General features: G+C 66.0%; 17 protein-coding genes. 6 read left to right on the top strand and 11 right to left on the bottom strand.

Translation table 11 applies throughout. The features are described from left to right. Window positions 1-252: 252 nt before the first annotated feature. Window positions 253-612 (top strand): VOC family protein, encoded by a 360-nt coding sequence (locus Q8Z05_RS09325; protein WP_305943182.1) that lies wholly within the window; start codon window positions 253-255, stop codon window positions 610-612. Here Q8Z05_RS09325 and Q8Z05_RS09330 read toward each other — a convergent pair. Then, window positions 609-1,079 carry an anthrone oxygenase family protein gene (locus tag Q8Z05_RS09330; RefSeq protein WP_305943183.1) on the bottom strand — a complete coding sequence of 157 codons (471 nt, stop codon included), beginning with the start codon at window positions 1,077-1,079 and terminating at the stop codon, window positions 609-611. The genes Q8Z05_RS09325 and Q8Z05_RS09330 overlap by 4 nt on opposite strands. A 127-nt stretch (window positions 1,080-1,206) precedes the next feature. On the opposite strand from Q8Z05_RS09330, the gene Q8Z05_RS09335 reads away from it, so the two are divergent. Continuing rightward, window positions 1,207-2,184 carry an AraC family transcriptional regulator gene (locus tag Q8Z05_RS09335; RefSeq protein ID WP_305943184.1) on the top strand — a complete coding sequence of 326 codons (978 nt, stop codon included), beginning with the start codon at window positions 1,207-1,209 and terminating at the stop codon, window positions 2,182-2,184. Between the two features lie 48 nt (window positions 2,185-2,232). Here Q8Z05_RS09335 and Q8Z05_RS09340 read toward each other — a convergent pair whose 3' ends face one another. Together Q8Z05_RS09340 and Q8Z05_RS09345 are read right to left on the bottom strand one after the other, a co-directional pair. Continuing rightward, window positions 2,233-3,900 carry an HNH endonuclease signature motif containing protein gene (locus Q8Z05_RS09340; protein WP_305943185.1) on the bottom strand — a complete coding sequence of 556 codons (1,668 nt, stop codon included), beginning with the start codon at window positions 3,898-3,900 and terminating at the stop codon, window positions 2,233-2,235. A gap of 68 nt (window positions 3,901-3,968) precedes the next feature. After that, window positions 3,969-4,373, bottom strand: coding sequence for a (R)-mandelonitrile lyase (locus Q8Z05_RS09345; RefSeq protein ID WP_305943186.1), 405 nt, complete (start codon window positions 4,371-4,373; stop codon window positions 3,969-3,971). A 291-nt stretch (window positions 4,374-4,664) separates the two neighbouring features. On the opposite strand from Q8Z05_RS09345, the gene Q8Z05_RS09350 reads away from it, so the two are divergent. Both Q8Z05_RS09350 and Q8Z05_RS09355 read left to right on the top strand, forming a co-directional pair. Then, complete coding sequence (locus Q8Z05_RS09350; protein ID WP_305943187.1) at window positions 4,665-5,696, top strand: zinc-binding dehydrogenase; 1,032 nt, start codon at window positions 4,665-4,667, stop codon at window positions 5,694-5,696. 72 nt (window positions 5,697-5,768) lie between these two features. Continuing rightward, entirely contained in the window at window positions 5,769-6,812 is a 1,044-nt protein-coding gene (locus tag Q8Z05_RS09355) for an NAD(P)-dependent alcohol dehydrogenase (RefSeq protein WP_305943188.1), read from the top strand. A gap of 95 nt (window positions 6,813-6,907) precedes the next feature. Here the strand turns inward: Q8Z05_RS09355 and Q8Z05_RS09360 are convergent, their stop codons facing one another. Then, on the bottom strand, window positions 6,908-10,006 hold the full coding sequence (locus Q8Z05_RS09360; RefSeq protein ID WP_371745951.1) for an alpha-amylase family glycosyl hydrolase: 3,099 nt from the start codon (window positions 10,004-10,006) through the stop codon (window positions 6,908-6,910). 186 nt (window positions 10,007-10,192) lie between these two features. Between Q8Z05_RS09360 and Q8Z05_RS09365 the strand changes: the two genes are divergently transcribed. Beyond that, on the top strand, window positions 10,193-11,035 hold the full coding sequence (locus Q8Z05_RS09365) for a putative protein N(5)-glutamine methyltransferase (RefSeq protein ID WP_305943189.1): 843 nt from the start codon (window positions 10,193-10,195) through the stop codon (window positions 11,033-11,035). Here Q8Z05_RS09365 and Q8Z05_RS09370 read toward each other — a convergent pair. From Q8Z05_RS09370 to Q8Z05_RS09400, 7 genes are all read right to left on the bottom strand, one after another. Further along, a complete protein-coding gene (locus Q8Z05_RS09370) occupies window positions 11,032-12,087 on the bottom strand; it encodes a glycosyltransferase family 4 protein (RefSeq protein ID WP_305943190.1) in 1,056 nt (351 codons plus the stop codon). The two genes, Q8Z05_RS09365 and Q8Z05_RS09370, sit on opposite strands and share 4 nt — an antisense overlap. Window positions 12,088-12,100: 13 nt before the next feature. Then, a complete protein-coding gene (locus Q8Z05_RS09375; protein ID WP_305943191.1) occupies window positions 12,101-14,260 on the bottom strand; it encodes an amylo-alpha-1,6-glucosidase in 2,160 nt (719 codons plus the stop codon). A 260-nt stretch (window positions 14,261-14,520) separates the two neighbouring features. Next, on the bottom strand, window positions 14,521-15,060 hold the full coding sequence (locus Q8Z05_RS09380) for a hypothetical protein (protein ID WP_305943192.1): 540 nt from the start codon (window positions 15,058-15,060) through the stop codon (window positions 14,521-14,523). A 113-nt stretch (window positions 15,061-15,173) separates the two neighbouring features. Then, a complete protein-coding gene (locus tag Q8Z05_RS09385) occupies window positions 15,174-15,437 on the bottom strand; it encodes a GlsB/YeaQ/YmgE family stress response membrane protein (RefSeq protein WP_011690132.1) in 264 nt (87 codons plus the stop codon). Between the two features lie 133 nt (window positions 15,438-15,570). Next, on the bottom strand, window positions 15,571-16,401 hold the full coding sequence (locus Q8Z05_RS09390) for an aldo/keto reductase (protein ID WP_305943193.1): 831 nt from the start codon (window positions 16,399-16,401) through the stop codon (window positions 15,571-15,573). A 123-nt stretch (window positions 16,402-16,524) separates the two neighbouring features. Further along, on the bottom strand, window positions 16,525-17,496 hold the full coding sequence (locus Q8Z05_RS09395; protein ID WP_305943194.1) for an aldo/keto reductase: 972 nt from the start codon (window positions 17,494-17,496) through the stop codon (window positions 16,525-16,527). 18 nt (window positions 17,497-17,514) lie between these two features. After that, a complete protein-coding gene (locus Q8Z05_RS09400; protein ID WP_305943195.1) occupies window positions 17,515-18,360 on the bottom strand; it encodes an aldo/keto reductase in 846 nt (281 codons plus the stop codon). Between the two features lie 212 nt (window positions 18,361-18,572). On the opposite strand from Q8Z05_RS09400, the gene Q8Z05_RS09405 reads away from it, so the two are divergent. After that, on the top strand, window positions 18,573-19,478 hold the full coding sequence (locus Q8Z05_RS09405; protein WP_305943196.1) for a helix-turn-helix transcriptional regulator: 906 nt from the start codon (window positions 18,573-18,575) through the stop codon (window positions 19,476-19,478). Window positions 19,479-19,512 lie beyond the last annotated feature (34 nt).

Raw genomic sequence — 19,512 nt, forward strand, 5'->3', positions numbered from 1 at the left:
GGTGGTCCTCAAGTTCGTACTTAGGCTGGCCTAACCACGAAACAATACCGATGATTGCCGGAATTAAGAAAACTTTCTGTGTCCTATTTCTCCAGCCTCTTTCCTAAAACGGTCCCGCCTGCGCCAGATGCCGCACCCCGGAACTGACCTCGGCCTTGAATCCGAGGTTTGGGGAAACCGCCCTTGCCGTGGCCTGGACGGGATCCGTGCGCTTTAAGGACAGGCCCGACGGCGGGCGGGTAGCATGCCGCTATGGCTATCGCACGCTTCCCAAGCTTTGTCATTGACTGCCCCGACGCCGACGCCCTCGCGGGCTTTTACGCCGCCCTGCTTGGCTGGAACATCAAGGTCGACGACGGCTGGACCGAGATCCGGCCCGACGACGGCAGCAACTGCATCGCCTTCCAGCAGGTGGACGGCTACCAGGCGCCCGAATGGCCCGGACAGTCCCGGCCGCAGCAGATGCATATGGACCTCGTGGTGAATGACCTGGACGACGGCGAAAAAGAGGCTATCAAGCTGGGCGCCACCAAAGCGGAGACGCAGCCCGGCGTCACCTTCCGCGTCTTCCTGGACCCGGCAGGCCACCCGTTCTGCCTCTGCCTGAGCTAGTGCACGGGGTCAACCAACACCGGCACCATCAGTCCGAGTGCGCCGGCGACGGACAGGGCGGCGCGGACATGGTTTGCCCGGGTCCATGGCTGTTCAAACACGCCCCACATGGCCTCCATCCCCCGGGGCTCTGTGCCGGCAAGCCTGTTGTTGAGGGGGACGTTCACTGCCATGGTCACGGCCCAGCCGGTCAGGTACGCCACGGATCCGGCCACCCTCAGGGGAGTGTAATGCTGGGGATCGGCTGCCGCGGCGATGATGTTGGCCCCGCAGGCGGCCGCCGTCCCGAAGAAGAGGATCATGAACGGCGGCGTGACCGCCCGCTCGTTGATCGCAGCCATCGCGGCCGCTGCCTCAGCTGCGGGCCGCTGACGCAGCGCCGGCATCACCACGGCCGAAAAGGCAAAGTAAAAACCGCCCGCCAGGGCGGAACCCGTCCCGGCAACCACCGGAAGCCACGCATTCACGGGCAGGCCTTGGGCGTGGGCTTGGAAAATGAATTCATGATCGTCATAACCTCAGCCTTCCGGCTTGCGGCTGGACGATGAATAGCTAAGCGTCCACTTAGCATCTTTGATCGTCTAGGCTCAGGGCATGGATCCTATGACGGAGTTCCTTGCCGGTCCCCAGGCGCGGCAGGCTTTCACCCTTCGGGTCGCGCTGAATCCGCCGTTTGCCATCGACGTCCGTGACAGGGCCGCGCTGACGGTGATAGTCCCTGTGCGGGGGACAGCCTGGGTTGCAGCCGGCGGCGAAACGCAGTCTGTGAACCCCGGCGAGGCCGCCACGGTCAGGGGACCGGACCGCTACCTCGTGGCCGATTCGCCCGACCGTTCACCCACTGTTGTGATCGGTCCGGACCAATCCTGCCAAACGCCGTCCGGTGACCATGTGGAGGTCACCATGCGGCACGGTGTCCGGACCTGGGGCGATCGGGAAGACGCTGAGACGGTGATGCTGATTGGTACCTACCAGAGCGATGCCGCGGTAGGCCGGCTCGTCACCGCGGCGCTGCCCCGGCTGGTCGCGTTCACTACGGAGGAGGTGGATCCGGCGCTGCTGGAAATGTTGCACCGGGAACTCACGCTTCAGGGCCTCGGCCAGCAGACCGCCCTGGACAGGGTTCTGGACCTGCTGCTCCTCCACCTGGTGCGCGCCTGGGCCGCACGCCCCGGGACCGCAGTGCCCGGCTGGGTATCCGGCAACCGCGACCCGATCGTCGCCGAGGCGCTTTCCCTGCTGCACCGGGAGCCCGCGGCCCCATGGACTGTTGCTGAACTGGGCAGGCGAGTCCACGTTTCCCGGGCCACGCTGGCCGCACGGTTCCGCAGCAGTGTGGGACAGCCACCCATGACGTACCTTGCGGCGTGGCGCCTGGCTTTGGCTGCCGACCGCCTCTCGACCAGCGCTGACACACTGGCCGTGATTGCTGCCCGGGTGGGGTACAGCAACGCCTTCACCTTCAGCACTGCATTCACCCGCGCGTACGGCAGCAGTCCCTCGGCATACCGGGCTTCACAACGGGGTGGCGTTCAGCCCGGTCCCCACCGCCCGGCCGGTCAAGTTGGCTAGTGGTGGCCGGCCGGTTGGTGCTCAACAGAGCCTGGAAAGAACCGCCATTCAGCACCGGAAGTAGTGGTTCCGCCGAGGTTTTCGGTGTGGGTCGATGTGGGGTGGCGGGATGAACCACGGGACCCCGGTTTTGACTTGGATGTGCCATTGTTCTTTGTGGATCAGGTGGTGGTGATGGCTGCAGAGCAGGGTGCCGTTGTCGGTGCTTGTGGCTCCGCCGTGTGACCAGTAGGTGATGTGGTGGGCTTCGCACCAGGGGGCCGGGATGGTGCAGCTTGGGAAGGCGCAGCCTTGGTCGCGGGCGGTGATGGCTTTGCGGATGTGGGGTGGGAACACCCGGGTGGTGCGGCCGATGTCCAGGACGCGGCCTTGGCTGCCGAGGAGGACGGGGATGATGTCCGCGTCGCAGGCGATCTTCCGGACGGTGGCGGCGGTGACGGGTCCGGTGAACGTGAACGTCCCGGTGCCTGATTCCACACTGTCCAGCCCGTCCACGCGGTCCAACCGTTCCAACAGGTCGCGGTAGTCGATGGTGACCATGACCTGTGGCCGCAGCCCGCCGGAAGCGGGCAGGTCTCCGGTGCTGAGGCCTGCTTTGGAGGCGCCGACGAGGCCGTCGAGGAGCCGCTGCGGCCTGGTCCGCAGGTCCAGGGCATCGGCTGAAGTGGTGTCCGTGTCGCCAGGGCGGGTGCGGGGGTTGGTGGCGGTGTTCATCGCGGTCAGGAGGGGCTCGAACTGGTCCGGGGTGGCGAAGACTTCAAAGTGCTGGAGCCCGCGGCGGGGCTGACGGAGGAAGACGCCCTGGCGGCGCCGGAGTTCTTCCTCGGACGGTTCGGACCCGTCCTGGTCGAGCCCGTCGACCCAGCGCCGGGCGATACGGGAGAGGAAATCGGTGTCGTGTTCCGCTGCGGTGCTGGTGAGGTTGTGTTCCATCCGGGCCACCGCGTCTTCGGGGGCATGATGGCGGACCCGGTCCAACGCCAGGGAGATGATGCTCGCGGCGCGGGACGCAACGGTCCCCGCGGCCACGGCGGCGGCGAGTTCGGGCCGTTCCGGCGGTTCGGTGTGCCCGGTGATCCCGGTCCTCGGGAGCAGAGAGTCCGCCAGGGCGAGCCGGCGTCGTGCTTCGGCGGTGCCTATCCGAAGCCGGGCACGGAGGAAATCGGCGGAGTTCCGGCGCCCGTCGTCCGCCGGGTCCGGGGCCCGGGTTTCTTGAGTTTCAATTCCCGCGGGCGTCTCGGTAGCCGGATCACACCCGGTGCCACCGGTTTGGCTGGAGGCCCAGCCAATGGGCCCGTGGGCGGCTGTTGCTTCGCCCCACCCGGTGGCCCAGCCAACCGCGGCACCGGAGCCCGAGCCAGCCCGTGCAGCAGCACTGGCCTCGCGCCTGGTCCGGTCCACGGCCCGGGCCGCAACCACCTGCAGATAGTCCATTTGCCGGCTGATCTCCTCGACGTTTGCCGAAAAGTCAGCCGCCTCCCGGAAGCCCATTACCGCAGTGTCGTCGACCGCCGTCGAACTCAAAGCGCCCATCAGCGCAAGGATCCGGGCGAGATCACCGGACCCGCCGCCGTCGGACGCCAACGACTGAGAAGGCCGCGGCCCGGAGGGGACACTCCACAAACCGCGGAGGGACGCGGGCGGAACCGCAGGAGCGGCGGGCAGTGTGGCCCATCGCAACGCCCCTCCTGCTGCAAGTTCCCCCATAACTTCCATGGGATAAGTCTGCCGCGGGGGTCAGACAATAATGCTGGCCCGCGCACAGGCCGTGTACTTCGCGCCGCCTACTTCGCGCCGTATTCCTCGCCGGTCACGTGTGCGCCCCACGCAGTTTCCGGGCCGTCCTGGTCTTCGCCCAGGCCTTCCCACATGGCGAGGTGGCACATGAAGTGGTCAGCGGCGGCGCCGTGCCAGTGCTCTTCACCCGGCGGCGTGTAGATGGTGTCGCCCGGACGGATCTCGATCACCTCGCCGCCGCGGGCCTGGACCAGGCCGCGGCCTTCTGTGACATGCAGGGTCTGGCCGTTCACGTGCGAGTGCCACGCGGTGCGGGCGCCCGGGGCGAAGCGGACCATGTTCACGCGCAGTTGCGAGGATGCCTCGCCCTTGGCGATGACGTCGAACCAGACGTCGCCGGTGAACATCTCCGCCGGTCCTTTGTTGCTTGGCGTTTTGGGCTGGATTTCCAACAGTTCTCCTCAATCGATGGTTACCCGCCCCTGCGGGGGCGGCATTCCACCCGTTCAACACTAGGAGCCGTCCCCGGCTGTAGGGAGGCCCTGCCAGTACCTGTACCAACAGGACCTTCCCCGCGCGGAGGGAACGCGGTTTGCTGGATAGGCAGCGAAAACTTCCTAAGGAGCACCACCACGGGTGAACGGCAGTTCTGGCAGAACAGCCCGCAGAACAGCCGACGACGGCGCACGCTGGCTAAGTCGCCCGGCAGCCCCACTAGTCCATAAACTTCGAAAAGGATCCTCATGCGAGCAACAGTCATGTACGGTGCCGGCGACGTGCGCGTGGAAAACGTGCCCGACGCGGCCCTCAAGGAACCCACGGACGCCGTGGTGCGGGTTGTCCTGTCCTGCGTGTGCGGCAGCGACCTCTGGCCCTACGCCTCCCTCCCGGCGTCGGACCAGGGCCGGCGCATGGGGCACGAATTCCTCGGCGTCATAGAAGACCTCGGCTCCGAGGTCCGGGGCTTCAAACGGGGCGACCTCGTGGTGGCGCCGTTCGTCTGGTCGGACAACACCTGCGATTTCTGCCGGGAGGGCCTGCAGACGTCCTGCCGCCACGGCGGCGGATGGGGCCACAACCTCGACGGCGGCCAGGGCGAAGCAGTCCGCGTCCCGCAGGCGCAGGGCACGCTGGTAAAGCTGCCCGTGGGGGAGGACTCGCCGCTGCTGCCCTCCCTCCTGACGCTCTCCGACGTCCTGTGCACCGGACACCACGCCGCCGTCACGGCGCGAGTGAACCCGCGCACCACCGTGACGGTGATTGGCGACGGCGCGGTGGGCCTGTCCGCCGTGATCGCCGCCAAGCGCCTGGGGGCTGAAAGGATCCTGCTCATGGGCCGGCACAAGGACCGGACCGATCTGGGCCGCGAATTCGGCGCCACGGATATCATCGCCGAACGCGGTGAGGAGGGAATCGCGCGGATCCGTGAACTCACCGGCGGCGATGGGACGCATGCCGTGCTGGAGTGCGTCGGGACCCAGGACGCCATCAACGCCGCGATCGCCGCCGTGCGCGACGGCGGTGCCGTTGGTAGGGTGGGAGCTGCCCAGTACACCGATGTGCCCATGAATTTCGGCACCGTGATGCGCAATATCACCCTGACGGGCGGCGTGGCCCCGGCCCGGGCCTACATCGAAGAACTCATGCCGGACATCCTCTCGGGAACAATCCAGCCCGGCAAGGTGTTTGACCAGACTGTGGCCCTCGATGAAGTCCCCGCCGGCTACCGCGCCATGGCAGACCGTACAGCGCTCAAAGTGCTCATCCGTACCTGAAACTGACGTTCAACCACCTACCGAACCTCATCACCCAACGAATCCAACGATCACCCAACATTGGAGACAACATTGTTTACCGCTAACGCTTACGCCGCCCCGTCCGCTGACGGAGACCTGGTCCCCACCACCATCGAACGCCGCGACGTCGGCCCCCACGATGTGCTGATCGAGATCAAGTTCGCCGGCATCTGCCACTCGGACATCCACACCGTCCGCGGCGACTGGGGACCGCAGCACTACCCGCTGGCGCCTGGTCACGAAATCGCCGGCATCGTCACCGAAGTCGGCGCCGCAGTCACCAAGCACGCCGTCGGCGACCGCGTCGGGGTCGGCTGCATGGTCAATTCCTGCCGTGAGTGCGTCAACTGCCAGAAGGGCGAGGAGCAGTACTGCCTCAAGGGCAACACCGGCACCTACGGCGCCACTGACCGCGACGGCACCATCACCCAGGGCGGCTACTCCACCCACGTCGTGGTGACCGAAGACTTCGTGGTCCGGATTCCCGAAGGCATCGAGCTGGACGTCGCCGCCCCGCTGCTGTGCGCCGGCATCACCACCTACTCGCCGCTGCGCCACTGGGGTGCAGGCCCGGGCAAGAAGGTCGCCGTCGTCGGCCTCGGCGGGCTCGGCCACATGGCCGTCAAGATCGCCCACGCCATGGGCGCGGAGGTCACCGTGCTGTCCCAGTCGCTCAAGAAGCAGGAAGACGGACTGAAACTGGGTGCGGACCACTACTACGCCACCAGCGACGAGAACACGTTTGCCGATCTGGCTGGCAGTTTCGACCTGATCATCAACACCGTCAGCGCCTCGATCGACATCAGCTCCTACTTGCAGCTGCTGACCCTCGACGGCGCCCTGGTGAACGTCGGCGCCCCGGCCGAACCCCTCCCGGTCAACGCGTTCGCACTCATCATGGGACGCCGCTCGTTCGCCGGTTCCATGATCGGCGGCATCCGCGAGACCCAGGAGATGCTCGACTTCTGCGCCGAGCACAACCTGGGTGCCGAGATCGAGGTCATCCCGGCGGAGAAGATCAACGAGGCCTACGAGCGCGTCCTGGCCTCCGACGTCCGGTACCGCTTTGTGATCGACACCGCGACGCTCAGCTAAGCGCCGCCGCCGCGTCAGCGACCCGGAGCAGTAAAAACAAAAGCAGCGCCGTCCTCAGGAGAGGGCGGCGCTGCTTTTGTGTCCAACGAAGGGAGCTACTCCGCCGTCATCACGTGCGTGAAGTGGTCGTACCGGATGGTGAGCGGGCGGCCGTCGTGCGCCAGGCTGATGTTGGCGCCGTTCGGCGAACCCCCGGCGCCGTAGCTCACAGCCCACGACCGGTCCAGGGCTGCCTTGAACTCGTACGTGCCGGCCGGAAGGTTCGGAACGGACAGCTTCCACACCAGGTCGGCGGGGTCCAGCGCCAGCTGGGCCTGGTCGCAGGCGGGCATCCAGTTCTCCGGACACCCCTGCTCAAGGTTCATGCTCCCCGCGGCCGCGACAGCTCCGGGCTGCTGGGACGCGTAGACCGGGCTCAGCACATGCGTGGTGTGGTCGTAGCGGAACGTCACGGCACCGCCCGGGTGCTCCAGCACGATGTTCGCGCCGTTCAGGGCACCGCCTGCTCCATAGTTCTCGTCCCAGCTGCCGTTGAGCGCGGCCTTGAACTCATACGTGCCCGCCGGCAGTTGGTCCACCGTGAGCCGCCAGACCTTGTCCGCCGGGTCCAGCGTCATAGAAGCCGCCGCGCAGGTCGGATCCCATTTCCCGCATCCCATCTCGGAATTCAGGCTGCCCGCCACGGTGACGGAGTCCGGCTGCGGGATCTCCCCGGCCACCACGGTCCGTATATCGCTCACCACATTGTCGGCGCCCGGGACTGACATGGTGGCCCGGTAGCGGACTTCGGTGCCGTCTGCGAGGCCAAGAGCCGCAAGGTCGTCAAACACCGTGTACGCGGGCGAGGAACTGTCCGATCCGATCGGAGCCCACCCGCCGCCGTCAACGCTGCGGTCGAAGCTGACCGTGTAGTCAGCTTTCTCCGGGCTGGCCGTGGCACTGACTTCCACCGTGCCGTCCACGCTGCTTCCCTCGGCCGGTTTCTGCATGGCCAGGACCGGGACGGGAACGGTACCGCTCCGGGCGGCGCTGGCGGAGGTGTGGCCGCCGTTGTCCAGGACCACCGCGCGGTATTCCACGGCAGTGCCCGGGTTCAGCTCCGTGACATCGTGGAACACCTGGTACGGGGCGGTGTCGTCCGTGCCGATCGGCGCCCAGTCTCCGCCCGCTGCCCGCGCCTGGAAGGTGACCTCGTAGAACGAGGAACCGTCGACGTCGGCCGCCACCCGGATCCTGCCGTTGTCGCCTTCCGCCGTGGCCGGCTCCTGAAGTGCGACGGCGGGAGCCGCCTTGGAGTGCGGAATCCGCCCGGACGATTCGTAGACCACCGCGGAAAGCGGCGGGACGGTGACGCTGAGCTTGCCGTCGTCGGCCGTCTTGACCTCGGCGGCGGAATCGCCGGTGTCACCTGTGCCGCCGTAAATTCGTGTGAAAGTGCGCTTGGCAATGTACGTGGGCACCGCGGCCGTCTGCTCGGTCCCGCTGTTGTTCACTGCCACGACGTACTCGCGCTGGTCCTTCGCGTCGGTCCGGGAGAACGCGTAGATCCCCTTGCCCTCGGCGGCATACCGGTTTTGGTGGGCGCCGTTGCGGAGGGCCGGGTGTTCGGCGGTCAGCGCCGCGAGCTCGCTGATCTTGCTGTAGAGCGGGTGGCCGGTGTCGAAATTGTCCGTGGCGTGGGTGGCATCAGTACCCAGCAGGTCATCGTCCAGGTATTCCGGGACCTGGCTGGCGAAGAGCGTCTGGCGTGCATCCTGGTCCCCGCCGGGACCGGTGAAGCCCTGCTCGTCGCCGTAGTACACCACCGGGTTGCCGCGGGAGAAATACATCAGCTCATGGGCAAGCCGGTCGCGGGCAACACGTTCGGCGTCATCCGCGCCGGGGTTGTCCGCGGCTATGAAGCTGCCGATCCGGCCCATGTCATGGTTGCCCAGGAAGGTGGGCAGTTGGTACACGTTGGAGTCGGCGTCCGTGTACCAGTCGTCACCGGCGAAGAACGCCTCGAGCTGGTCAGCGTCCTGGCTGCGGGAAGCGAAGTTGCGGGCGGCATCCTGGAACGGGAAGTCCAGCACAGCCTGCATCTTGTTGCGGGTGGTGAACTGCGAGGTGAAGCTCTTGGAGGTATCAAAGACCTCGCCGAACATGAAGAATTCGTCCTTGCCCTGCTCCTTGGCGTAGTCCAGCACCCGGGGGCCGAACTCCTGCCAGAACTCGTCGTTCACGTGCTTCATGGTGTCGATCCGGAAGCCGTCCACACCGAAGTCGCCAATCCACGTTTCATACACGTCCGCCATGCCGTCCACCACGCGGGGGTGCTCGGTGAAGAGGTCGTCCAGGCCGAAGAAGTCCCCGTAGAAGGAGTCCTCACCCTGGAAGGTGGTGTCGCCGCGGTTGTGATAGAGCGTGGAATCGTTGAGCCACGAGGGAACCTTGAGGTCCTTTTCACTGTCATCCAGGACCGGCGTGTAGGGGAAGGACTCCTCGGGATCCAGTTCCGGGAACCCGTCCGTTCCGGCGTAGTCGCGGTCGTCAAACGCCTCGCCGGCCGCCGTTTTGTATGGCGCCGCGTCCTTGGAGACGTACGGCTTGCGGGCATCCTTGGGGTCTTCCCCGTAGCCGATCACATCCGCGGTGTGGTTGGTGATGATGTCGAAGTAGACCTTCATCCCGCGTGAATGCGCCTCGTCGATCAGTGCCTTCAGTTCGGCGTTGGTGCCCAGGTGCGGGTCGATCTGGGTGAAATCTGTGACCCAGTAGCCGTGATAGCCGGCTGACTTGTCTTCCGGCTGGACTGCTTTGTTCTTGAAGCTGGGCGTCAACCAGATGGATGTGGTGCCCATGCCCTGGATGTAGTCGATCTTGTCCAGCAGGCCTCTCAGGTCGCCGCCGTTGTAGAAGCCCTTTTTGGTGGGGTCGAAGCCGGAGACCATCGGGTCCCCGCCCAGCCCGCCGTCGTCGTTCGCGCTGCTCCCGTTGTTGAAACGGTCCGCCATGACGAAGTAGAAGTTCTCGTCCGTCACCGGTGCACGGAGCGAATGGGAGGCCGACGGCGCGCCGGGGTTTTTCGGCTCCGGCGCCGCATGGGCCGGGCCCGCCAGGGCGGCAGCGGCCACCAGCACCGCAACCGCCGCGGCGACGCCCCTGGCCGGCTGGCTGCAGGGTGGATTCTTGGGGAGTGAACTGCGGAAAAACACGATAGGAAGACCTTCCGGAAAGCGACGTTGCTGCTGTGAAGGATGATGCGGGAGACCGGCTATTGAGAGCCAAGTCACAACTGTAAGCGCTTGCACCGACTTTTTCCAGCGAATCCCAAGGTTGCTTGCTATCGGTCCGGATTCGGTAGCATGAAACCCACCGACTGCAGCTGAGGGAGCCTGCTCTTGCCGCCAGAACCCCGTATTTCCGCCAGCCCGGAAGAGGCAGTCCGCCGTCTCCGGGCCGCCGGCTGCGTGTTCGCCGAGGAGGAAGCAGGGCTGCTGGCCGGAGTTGCCGGCTCCGCTGCCGAGCTGGACGCAATGATCGAGCGGCGTGCCGCCGGTCTGCCCCTGGAACACATCCTTGGCTGGGCCGACTTCTGCGGGCTTCGCATTGGCGTGGCCACAGGAGTATTCGTGCCCCGCCGCCGCACCGAGTTCCTCGTCCGGCAGGCGGAGCTGCTGCTCCACGGTGCCACGCGCGACGGCGGGACGTCCGGCGGCGGGCGGCGCACCGACGGCACCACGCCCGCCGTGGTGGATCTGTGCTGCGGTTCCGGTGCCGTGGGCGCGGCCCTTTTGGCGCGCGGGGGCGGAATTGAGCTGCATGCCTCAGACCTGGACCCGGCCGCAGTCCTGTGCGCCAGAGGCAACATCGAACCGGCTGGCGGGCACGTCCATGAGGGTGATCTCTTCGAGCCGTTGCCGGCGAGGCTGCGGGGCCGTATCACCGTCCTGGTGGCCAATGCCCCCTATGTCCCCACGGCCGCCATCGGGACCATGCCCCCGGAAGCCCGCCTGCACGAGCCGCGAATGTCCCTGGACGGCGGCGCGGACGGGCTGGACATCCAGCGGAGGGTCATTGCGGCGGCTCCGGCCTGGCTCGCACGGGGCGGGCATGTGCTGATCGAGACAAGCCGCGGCCAGGCGCGGCGGACCATCGGGCTGATGCGGGAGGCAGGACTGTCCTCCCGGTTGGCGCGCGACTCGGAGCTGGATGCCACAGTGGCGATTGGCACGGCAGCCTAGAAGCCCGCAGCTGCTGTCTCCTCCGCGGCCCGGGGTGATCCGGACAGGAGTTCCGTATAGAACCGGAGGTATTCCCGGACCATCCGCTGGGAACTGAAGCGCTGCTCGGCCGCCCGCCGGCAGTCGCTGCGGCGCAACCAGCTGCAGCCCTCCAGCGCCTCTGCCAGACCCTGCAGGCTGTCCGCCAGGAACCCGGTCTCGCCGTCGCTGATGATTTCCGGGGCTGAACCGCGGCGTGTGGCGACTACCGGGGTGCCGGAGGCCAGGGCCTCGATCATCACCATCCCGAACGGTTCCGGCCACTGGATGGGGTTCAGCAGTGCCACGGATTCGCCCAGCAGCCGGTACTTCTCCGCTGACCCCAGCTCGCCGAGGTATTCAACGTCCGGGCCAAGCAGCGGTTCGATCACGTCATGGAAGTAGTCCAGCTCAAACGGTTCGCGCATCTTTGCCCCGATCCGCAGCGGAATGCCCGCCTGGCGCGCCACCATAATGGCCTGCAGAAGGCCCTTGTTGGGGTGCATACGCCCCAGGAAGCACGCTCCGCCGTTGTGCGTCGGGCTGTACCGGACGCTGCGGACGTCCAGGCCGTGGTGGATGACCGCGTCCACCTTGACGCCGCGGGCGGTGGAAGCCTGATGGTGCGAGATGGCCACCAGTGCCGTCTCCCGGCGCATGGCGCGGTAGATCAGGGTGAGTTCGTCGTCGAAAGGCCCGTGCAGCGTGGTGACGCGGGGGACGTCCTGCATGCTCCGCCGGCACAGGGGGCCGAGCAGTGTGTGGTCGTGGACGATGTCCACGTCCCCCATGGCATCGTAGGAACGGAGCACGTGCAGGATCTCCTGCCGTCCCGAGTCCATGCTGAGTTCGGAGGACTCCGAGAGCCCGGGAACCCGTGGGACTGGACAGGTGCTGTCACTCGAAGCGGCCAGCACAACATCGTGCCCTGCCTCCACGAGGCCCGCGGCAAGAGTGTGGACCACCGATTCCGTCCCGCCGTAGCTCGGTGGGGGAACGGGAATCCATGGTGGTGCCAGGATGCCAATACGCATTGCGCCTCCTATATCAGCCGGCCTTCCGGCCAGGGTCGTGGTGGACCCGGATCAGGTCCGCCAGGGGTTCCTGCGTCCCCAGATGCAGTTCAATCGACGGTGGCAGCCCCGTCACGTGTGCGTCATTGCCCGACACCTCGATGGTGAGCCGGGAACCGGCCAGCGGCACCTGTTCCTTCTTCAGGTAGCCGAACCCGTCCGGGAAAGCGGGGCTCAGCCAGAGCCGGCCGTTGTGGGCGGAAGGATCAAAGCGAAGAAGGACGCGGATGAGGTGGATGGGCGTGGCCGAGGCCCAGGCCTGCGGAGAGCACGACGACGGGTAGGACACCGGGGGCAGGCCCGCCTCGCGCGGGAAACCGCAGAACAGTTCCGGGAGCCGGCCGCCGAAAGCCTCTGCGGCGTCGAAGATGGCCATGGCGACCCGCTGCGATTCCTCGATCAGGCCGTACCGCATCAGGCCGGCGGCAATCAAGGCGTTGTCATGGGGCCACACGGAGCCGTTGTGGTAGCTCACGGGGTTGAAAGCGCCCATGGTCGTAGCAAGTGTGCGGATTCCCCAGCCCGAGAACATGTCCGGTTCCATCAGGCGCTGTGCCACAAGGGGTGCCTTGTCATCGTCCACGATTCCTGACCACAGGCAATGTCCCATGTTGGAAGCGCAGGCGTCCACGGGCCGTTTGTCCTTGTCCAGGGCCACCGCGAAGTACCCTCGTTGCGGCAGCCAGAACCGGCGGTTGAAATTCTCCTTCAGCGCGGCCGCGCGGTCACCCCAGCTGCGGGCCAGGGCATTGTCGCCGGCGTCCAGGGCCAGCAGCGCCCGGGCTACATAGGCGCTGTAGGCGTACCCCTGGACCTCGCACAGGGCGATGGGCGGTTCGGCGAGGGTGCCGTCCGCGAAGTTGATCCCGTCGTAAGAGTCCTTCCAGCCCTGGTTGATCAGGCCGTGCCGGGTGGCGCGCTCATATTCCACGAATCCGTCGCCGTCACGGTCCCCGTAGGTGGTCACCCAGTCCAAGGCGCGGTCCGCATGGGGGAGCAGCTCCTGCACCGCTTCGGGCTCCAGCCCCCAGCGGCTGATTTCGCCCAGGAGCGTGACGAACAGCGGTGTGGCATCGGCAGTACCGTAATAGGTCTTTTCTCCGCCCAGCGACAGGGCGGCGCCTGAACCGAGGCGCACCTCGTGGAGGATCCGTCCGGGCTCCTCTTCAGTGATCTTGTTGATTTTCTGGCCCTGGTGCTCGGCGAGCGTCTGCAACGTGCCCAGCGCGATCGCGGGATCCACCGGAAGCGCCATGAAGGAGGTCAGCAGGGAGTCCCTGCCGAACAGCGCCATGAACCAGGGGGCGCCGGCGGCGATCACGGTGCGGTCCGGATGGGCAGGGTCAGCGATCCGCAGCGAGCCCAGATCGCGTTGGCTCTGGCGGAGGGTCCTTTCGAGTGCTGGATTGTCCATGCTGATCTGGGGTGCCGCGGCGCGCCAGGTCCGGTGGCGGAGGGCGGGAACCGATTCGTGTTGAGGAGTGCTGGCCGAGAACCTGCCCGCCGGTTCGTTGCCGTCGGAACTCGGTGTGACCACAATCGTGGCGGTCCACGATCCCTTGGCGGGAATTGTCACTTTGAACATCACCCCGTGGCGGTTCACCACCGCTCCAGGGGCGCGGACTGTCGCAGCCAGCAGCCTGCCGTTGTGGCGGCCGCTGATGATCAGCCGGTCGCCCTCGGCCCGGTGGGAGGGGCGCAGTTGCCGGGTCTTGCGGCCGGCTTTGACTTCGAAGAGGTCCGCGAAGTCGGCCTCCACCGCCAGTTTGATGCTGCACGGCGCCGGAGTGTTGGAGTAGTTGCGCACGGTCAGGGTTTCGCGGATGCCGTCGCCCACCTGCCGGTCCCGCTCGATCACCATCGGCCGGTCGGCAGCCCCGTCCGGCTGGGGCGCCCGCCCGGTGAAAACGGCCCGGTAGGGTTCCGGGTTTACCGCCATGAGCCCTTCCACCACGTGGTCGTTTACCAGCAGGTTCCACCGGGAGACGATCCGGGTGTCCTGGTAGAAGACACCCTGGGCCAGGCCGGGGTCCAGGTCCCCGTTGCCGGCAGAGATAAAGAATGACGAACCTTCAACGATGGTCACGGCATTGTGGCCGGTGGAGCCGGACGTATCCATGTTCCAGCCGCTCATGGGCACCGCCACTGAAGGGGCCCCGCCGCGGATCGCGGGGGAACGCAGGCCGCACGTCGATAGCTCATGAATTCACTCCGGACCCGGGGAATCAACGGCTGACTGCTTAGCCACCCACATTCTAGAATTCCGCACTGGCTCGGACAAGGTGCTTTGGACCCTTGCGGGTGCCGGACCGGACCGTTGCCGGACCGCGGCACAAAAAGGCCGACCCGCCCGGACCAGTGGTCCGGGCGGGTCGGCGCGACTCCTGCGGGGTTTTAGGTCCGCTCAGGGTTGGTATTGGTAGCGGCGCCGGCAGGCGTGGCTCCGCCCTCGTCGGACCAGTCCTGGCCCGTGGAGTCACCGAGCGCAGGATCGCTGGTGACGTCCGGAGCGGCGCCCTTGGCGGCGGTGCCTGACGTCGAGCTGGCGGCGCTGCTGTCCGAAGTGCCCAGGTTAACCGTCTCCGGGTGCGTGCTGTGGGACGGAACGTAGTCACCGGCCGGCAGATCGCCTTCCGTGGCGGAAACGCCGTTCTTGGCAGTACTTGCTTTGCTGCCGTCCGTTGACTTGTCCCGGTGGACCGCGGAACTGATGACTGTGCCTGCGCGGCGGGCAGCCTCTGTCAGCTGGTCGGAGACTTCAGGTGCTTTTTCCTTGACCGCCTCTGTTGCTGCGGTGACTTTGTCCTGGACGGGTTTGCTGTCCCAGAGAGCAGCTGCCCTCGCCTTGATTTTTTCATAGGCGGCGCGGCCGGACCTGGATCCCAGGACGAAGCCCGCTGCCATGCCAGTACCGAAAAGAAGTTTGGATTTCATGTTGTACTCCTGCTCTGTGAGAAGGTTCCGTACTCGGGCGGGCCCGCGGGGCCTTGAATGAAAAAACGGCCCCAGGAAATATCCCGGGGCCGTTTCTCAGGCCGGACTCCGCTTTAGCGGGCCGTGCGCTTGGTGATCATGCCGTAAACAAGCAGGACGATGATCGCACCGCCAATGGCCAGGAGCCACGTGGACAGCGAGAAGAACTCGTTGATGCCGACACCGAAGAGCAGGCTGCCAATCCAGCCGCCGAGGAAAGCACCTACGACGCCCAGGAGCAGGGTGATGAAAATGCCACCGCCCTGACGGCCGGGGAGGATTGCCTTAGCGATTGCTCCGGCGATAAGACCCAGAATCAGAAATGCGAAAAAACCCATTTTATCGTTCCTTCTTCTTCATTGAGGAGGTGCCCGGATCCCGAGCACGCTACATCCTTCTACCCCAATACTAATCATGCTTAGTATTAATCTGCCAGTCGGCGCACCTGTGAATTCCTGGGATCGCCGATTTTCAGTGGCCCTGAACGTCGGAATTAACCCCGGACTCGTCACCTCCATCCAGCGTGGCGATGGCTGCTGTGTCGTCCGCATCCAAGGCAAAGCTGAAGATGTCCAGGTTCTCTTTCATGCGTTGCGGATGGGCCGACTTGGGAATGACAACGAAGCCCTGTTCTACGTGCCAGCGGAGCACGATCTGGGCGGGGGTCCTGCCATGCTTTTGGGCGATTCTTCCCAGTACTGGCGCGTTCAGGAGGTCGTTGCCCGCGCCCAGCGGGCTATATGACTCGGTGGCAATTCCGTGCCGCCGGTTGTAGGCGGCATCCACGATCCGGGTCACGGCGGGACTGAGCTGGATCTGGTTCACGGCGGGCACAACATCGCTTGCGGACATCAGCCGTTCCAGGTGCGCCGGCTTGAAGTTGGAGACGCCGATTGACCGGGCTTTGCCGGCAGCCTGAAGCCGCTCAAAAGTCTTCCAGGTGGAGACGAATTCATCCCGGCCGGGGAGTGGCCAATGGATCAAAAGCAGGTCCACGTAGTCCAGTCCGAGGCGCTGGAGAGACCCGTCCAGCCCCGCCACGGCCCTGTCCTGACCGTGGAATTCGCCGTCGAGTTTGGTGGTGATGAACAGCTCCGACCGGTCCAGGCCGCTGGAACGGATGCCGTTTCCCACGCCCGTTTCGTTGCCGTATTTCACCGCAGTGTCGATGTGCCGGTACCCGGCCTCAACTGCTTCGACGACGGCGGCAGCCACCTGTTGGTCGTCCAACGGCCAGGTCCCCAGTCCGATCTGGGGAATCCGGTATCCGTCATTGAGCTCAATCACTGGTGAAAGTGCCATTTCAAGAGTCTTTCCTATCGGAGTCGGTTTGCACAGTGGCCGAGTGGCACGGTCTTTCGGCATTTCAACTCTTTCGCGGTGACGCACCCCGAAGCTTTCGGGAAGGCGACGTTGCAGGAAGGCTTACCAGGCGTAGTCTTCCGGGGCGGTGCGGTGGCCGGGGAAGATGTCATCGAGGCGCTTCAGGGCATCCGCGTCGAGTTTGACCTCCAGGGCCCGGACGGCGGCGTCGAGTTGCTCCTGCGTGCGGGGACCGACGATCGGTGCGGTGACCGCAGGTTGGTGCAGCAGCCAGGCGAGGGCAACATCCCCGGGTTCGTGGCCGAGGTCGTCGGCGAGGTCCTCGTACTGGCGGATCTGGTCCTGGTGCTTCTTTAGTGTTTCGGCCGCCCGCCCTTCGGTGCGCCGGACGCCGTCGCGCTCTTTCTTCAGCACGCCGCCCAGCAGGCCGCCGTGCAACGGCGACCACGGGATCAGCCCCAGGCCGTACTGCTGCGCGGCCGGGATGACTTCCAGCTCCAGGTTGCGGGTGAGGAGGTTGTAGATGGACTGCTCGCTGACCAGGCCGGTGAAGTTGCGCCGGGCTGCGGATTCCTGCGCCTGGGCGATGTGCCAGCCGGCAAAGTTGCTGCTGCCCGCGTAGAGGATCTTGCCCTGCTGGACAGCCACGTCCATGGCCTGCCAGATCTCGTCCCACGGTGTGTCCCGGTCGACGTGGTGGAACTGGTAGATGTCGATGTAGTCCGTCTGCAGGCGCTTGAGGCTGGCGTCCAGCGCCCGCCTGATGTTCAGGGCGGACAGCTTGGACTCGTTGGGCCGGTCCGTCATGGTGCCGTAAAGCTTGGTGGCCAGCACCGTGCGTTCGCGGCGTTCGCCGCCCTGGGCGAACCAGCGGCCGATGATTTCCTCGGTCCAGCCGCGGTGGCCGGTGCCGCCGTAAACGTTGGCGGTGTCAAAGAAGTTAATGCCGGATTCCAAGGCGGAGTCCATGATGGAGTGCGCGGCCGTTTCTTCGGTCTGGGGCCCGAAGTTCATGGTGCCCAGGCACAGGCGGGAAACGTTCAGGCCGGAGCGGCCAAGGTGGGTGTACTGCATGAGGAACGGTCCTTTCGGTTAGAGCTGGCTGAAGGCCGCGACGGCGGGGTCGGCGCCCGCGCGGGCGCCCGACTCCAGGGCGGTGATTTCGCTGAGTTCGGCGGGGGAGAGTTCGACGGCGACGGCACCCAGGTTCTCCCGCATGCGCGCCGAATCGGCTGACTTGGGGATGACGATGGTGCCTTGGGCGAGGTGCCACGCCAGGACGATCTGGGCGGGAGTGGCGCCGTATTGGCCGGCAAGGTCCTTGACGGCCGCTGCATTCAGGTCCGCGCCCTGGCCCAGGGGGCTGTAGGCCTCCACCGCAATGCCGAGTTCCCGGCATGTGGCGGCTAGTTCCTCCTGCTGGAACGTGGGGTGGATTTCGAACTGGTTCACGGCCGGGACCACGTCCGCCGCGGGGAGGAGCGTCTCAAGGTGTTCCGCGAGGAAGTTGGACACGCCGATGGCACGGATCTGGCTGTTGGCGTAGAGCTTCTCCATCGCTTTCCAGGCTTCGGTGAAGAGGCCCTGGGACGGGACCGGCCAATGGATCAGGTAAAGGTCCACGAACTCGACGCCTAGTGCCTTGCGGCTGTTCTGGAAGGCCTCGTGGGCGTTGCCCTGTTCGCCGTTGCGAAGCTTGGTGGTGATGAAGATGTCCTCGCGCGGAATGCCGGAGGCGGCGATGGCGGCCCCCACGCCAGCTTCGTTGCGGTAGGCGGCGGCGGTGTCGATGTGGCGGTAACCGGCTTCGAGCGCGTCTTCGACAATGCGCTGCGTTTCTTCCGGCGGCACCTGGAAGACGCCGAAGCCGAGCTGTGGGATCTGGACTCCGTTGTTGAGGGTTAGCTGCGGGATGGTGACTTGGTTCATCTGTGACATCGTCAGTACTTCCGGTCGTAGGGCTCGGTGGGGCAGGCGCGTGCGGGAGGCGCCGCGGTGATGGCGGGAAACCGCTTTCGGGCACCTTATGCATCGAGCCTATGCACTGTGCCGGTCCCTGTCAGCAGGGATGCCTGTTCCTGTTTTTCCTAGGACCGGCAGTCCTACGTTCGTTGTAGAACGGGGGGCCGGGGCCATGCACAATGGAAGGCATGGGTCAGAGCGCCGAGTTTGGAAAATTCCTGAAGGCCATGAGGTCACGGTTGAAGCCGGAGGATGCCGGGCTGCCCGGAACCTCCGGTGCCCGGCGGGTACCCGGGCTGCGCCGCGAGGAAATAGCCCGGCTGGCGGACGTGAGCACGGACTACTACACGCGCCTTGAGCAGGGCCGGAACATTCACCCGTCCAGGGCGGTCCTTGATTCCGTGGCCCGGGCCTTGCGCCTGGATTCCAGCGAGCAGGCGCACATGATGGACCTGCTGGAAAACTGCGCGGAATCCCAGCGGCCGCCGCTTCAGGCGCAGGGCGTCCGCCCGGCGCTGCGCCAGCTCCTCGGCGCCGTGGGCGATGTTCCCGCGCTGGTCCTGGGCCGCCGGAGCGATGTCCTGGCAGGGAACCGGCTGGCTTTCCTGCTGTTTGCCGATTTCCCGGCCATGCCGGCAGGGGAGCGGAACCTGACCCGCTGGCTCATGCTTGAACCGTTTGCCCGTGAGCTGTTCCGCGACTGGAAAGCCGTGGCCGCGGAGGCCGTGGGCGCCCTCCGCGTGGACGTCGGCAGGCACCCCAACGATGCTCAGGCCAATCAACTCGTGGGCGAACTGGCGGTACATAGCGAACATTTCCGGCAATGGTGGGCCGGGCATCGTGTGGCGGCGCCCTCCGCGGGCATCCTCAGGCTCCGCCATCCGGTGGTGGGCGACCTGGAACTGAACTTTGAGAACCTGGTGCTGCCCGACGACCCGGATCAGGTCCTCCGCGTGTTTTCCGCAAAGCCGGGATCGCCCTCGGCGGATTCATTGACCCTGCTGGGCAGCTTCGGAGCCGGGGAGACCCTCGGAACGCCGGATACCGCGCCTTCCATTGTGACTGGCGGTGAACCGCAGACTCCTGCCAAATAGGGCCAGGACGCATCCTCCGATAGCATTTAAGATA

It is taken from the genome of Arthrobacter oryzae (genome assembly GCF_030718995.1).
Classification (GTDB): domain Bacteria; phylum Actinomycetota; class Actinomycetes; order Actinomycetales; family Micrococcaceae; genus Arthrobacter; species Arthrobacter oryzae_C.

Bases quoted from the DNA above. Each gene is read 5' to 3' on its own strand.
- Q8Z05_RS09340 (WP_305943185.1), bottom strand. From the start codon at position 3,900: ATGGAAGTTATGGGGGAACTTGCAGCAGGAGGGGCGTTGCGATGGGCC.
- Q8Z05_RS09380 (WP_305943192.1), bottom strand. From the start codon at position 15,060: ATGAAATCCAAACTTCTTTTCGGTACTGGCATGGCAGCGGGCTTCGTC.
- Q8Z05_RS09390 (WP_305943193.1), bottom strand. From the start codon at position 16,401: ATGGCACTTTCACCAGTGATTGAGCTCAATGACGGATACCGGATTCCC.
- Q8Z05_RS09400 (WP_305943195.1), bottom strand. From the start codon at position 18,360: ATGTCACAGATGAACCAAGTCACCATCCCGCAGCTAACCCTCAACAAC.
- Q8Z05_RS09395 (WP_305943194.1), bottom strand. From the start codon at position 17,496: ATGCAGTACACCCACCTTGGCCGCTCCGGCCTGAACGTTTCCCGCCTG.
- Q8Z05_RS09385 (WP_011690132.1), bottom strand. From the start codon at position 15,437: ATGGGTTTTTTCGCATTTCTGATTCTGGGTCTTATCGCCGGAGCAATC.
- Q8Z05_RS09350 (WP_305943187.1), top strand. From the start codon at position 4,665: ATGCGAGCAACAGTCATGTACGGTGCCGGCGACGTGCGCGTGGAAAAC.
- Q8Z05_RS09405 (WP_305943196.1), top strand. From the start codon at position 18,573: ATGGGTCAGAGCGCCGAGTTTGGAAAATTCCTGAAGGCCATGAGGTCA.
- Q8Z05_RS09325 (WP_305943182.1), top strand. From the start codon at position 253: ATGGCTATCGCACGCTTCCCAAGCTTTGTCATTGACTGCCCCGACGCC.
- Q8Z05_RS09370 (WP_305943190.1), bottom strand. From the start codon at position 12,087: ATGCGTATTGGCATCCTGGCACCACCATGGATTCCCGTTCCCCCACCG.
- Q8Z05_RS09375 (WP_305943191.1), bottom strand. From the start codon at position 14,260: ATGAGCGGCTGGAACATGGATACGTCCGGCTCCACCGGCCACAATGCC.
- Q8Z05_RS09335 (WP_305943184.1), top strand. From the start codon at position 1,207: ATGGATCCTATGACGGAGTTCCTTGCCGGTCCCCAGGCGCGGCAGGCT.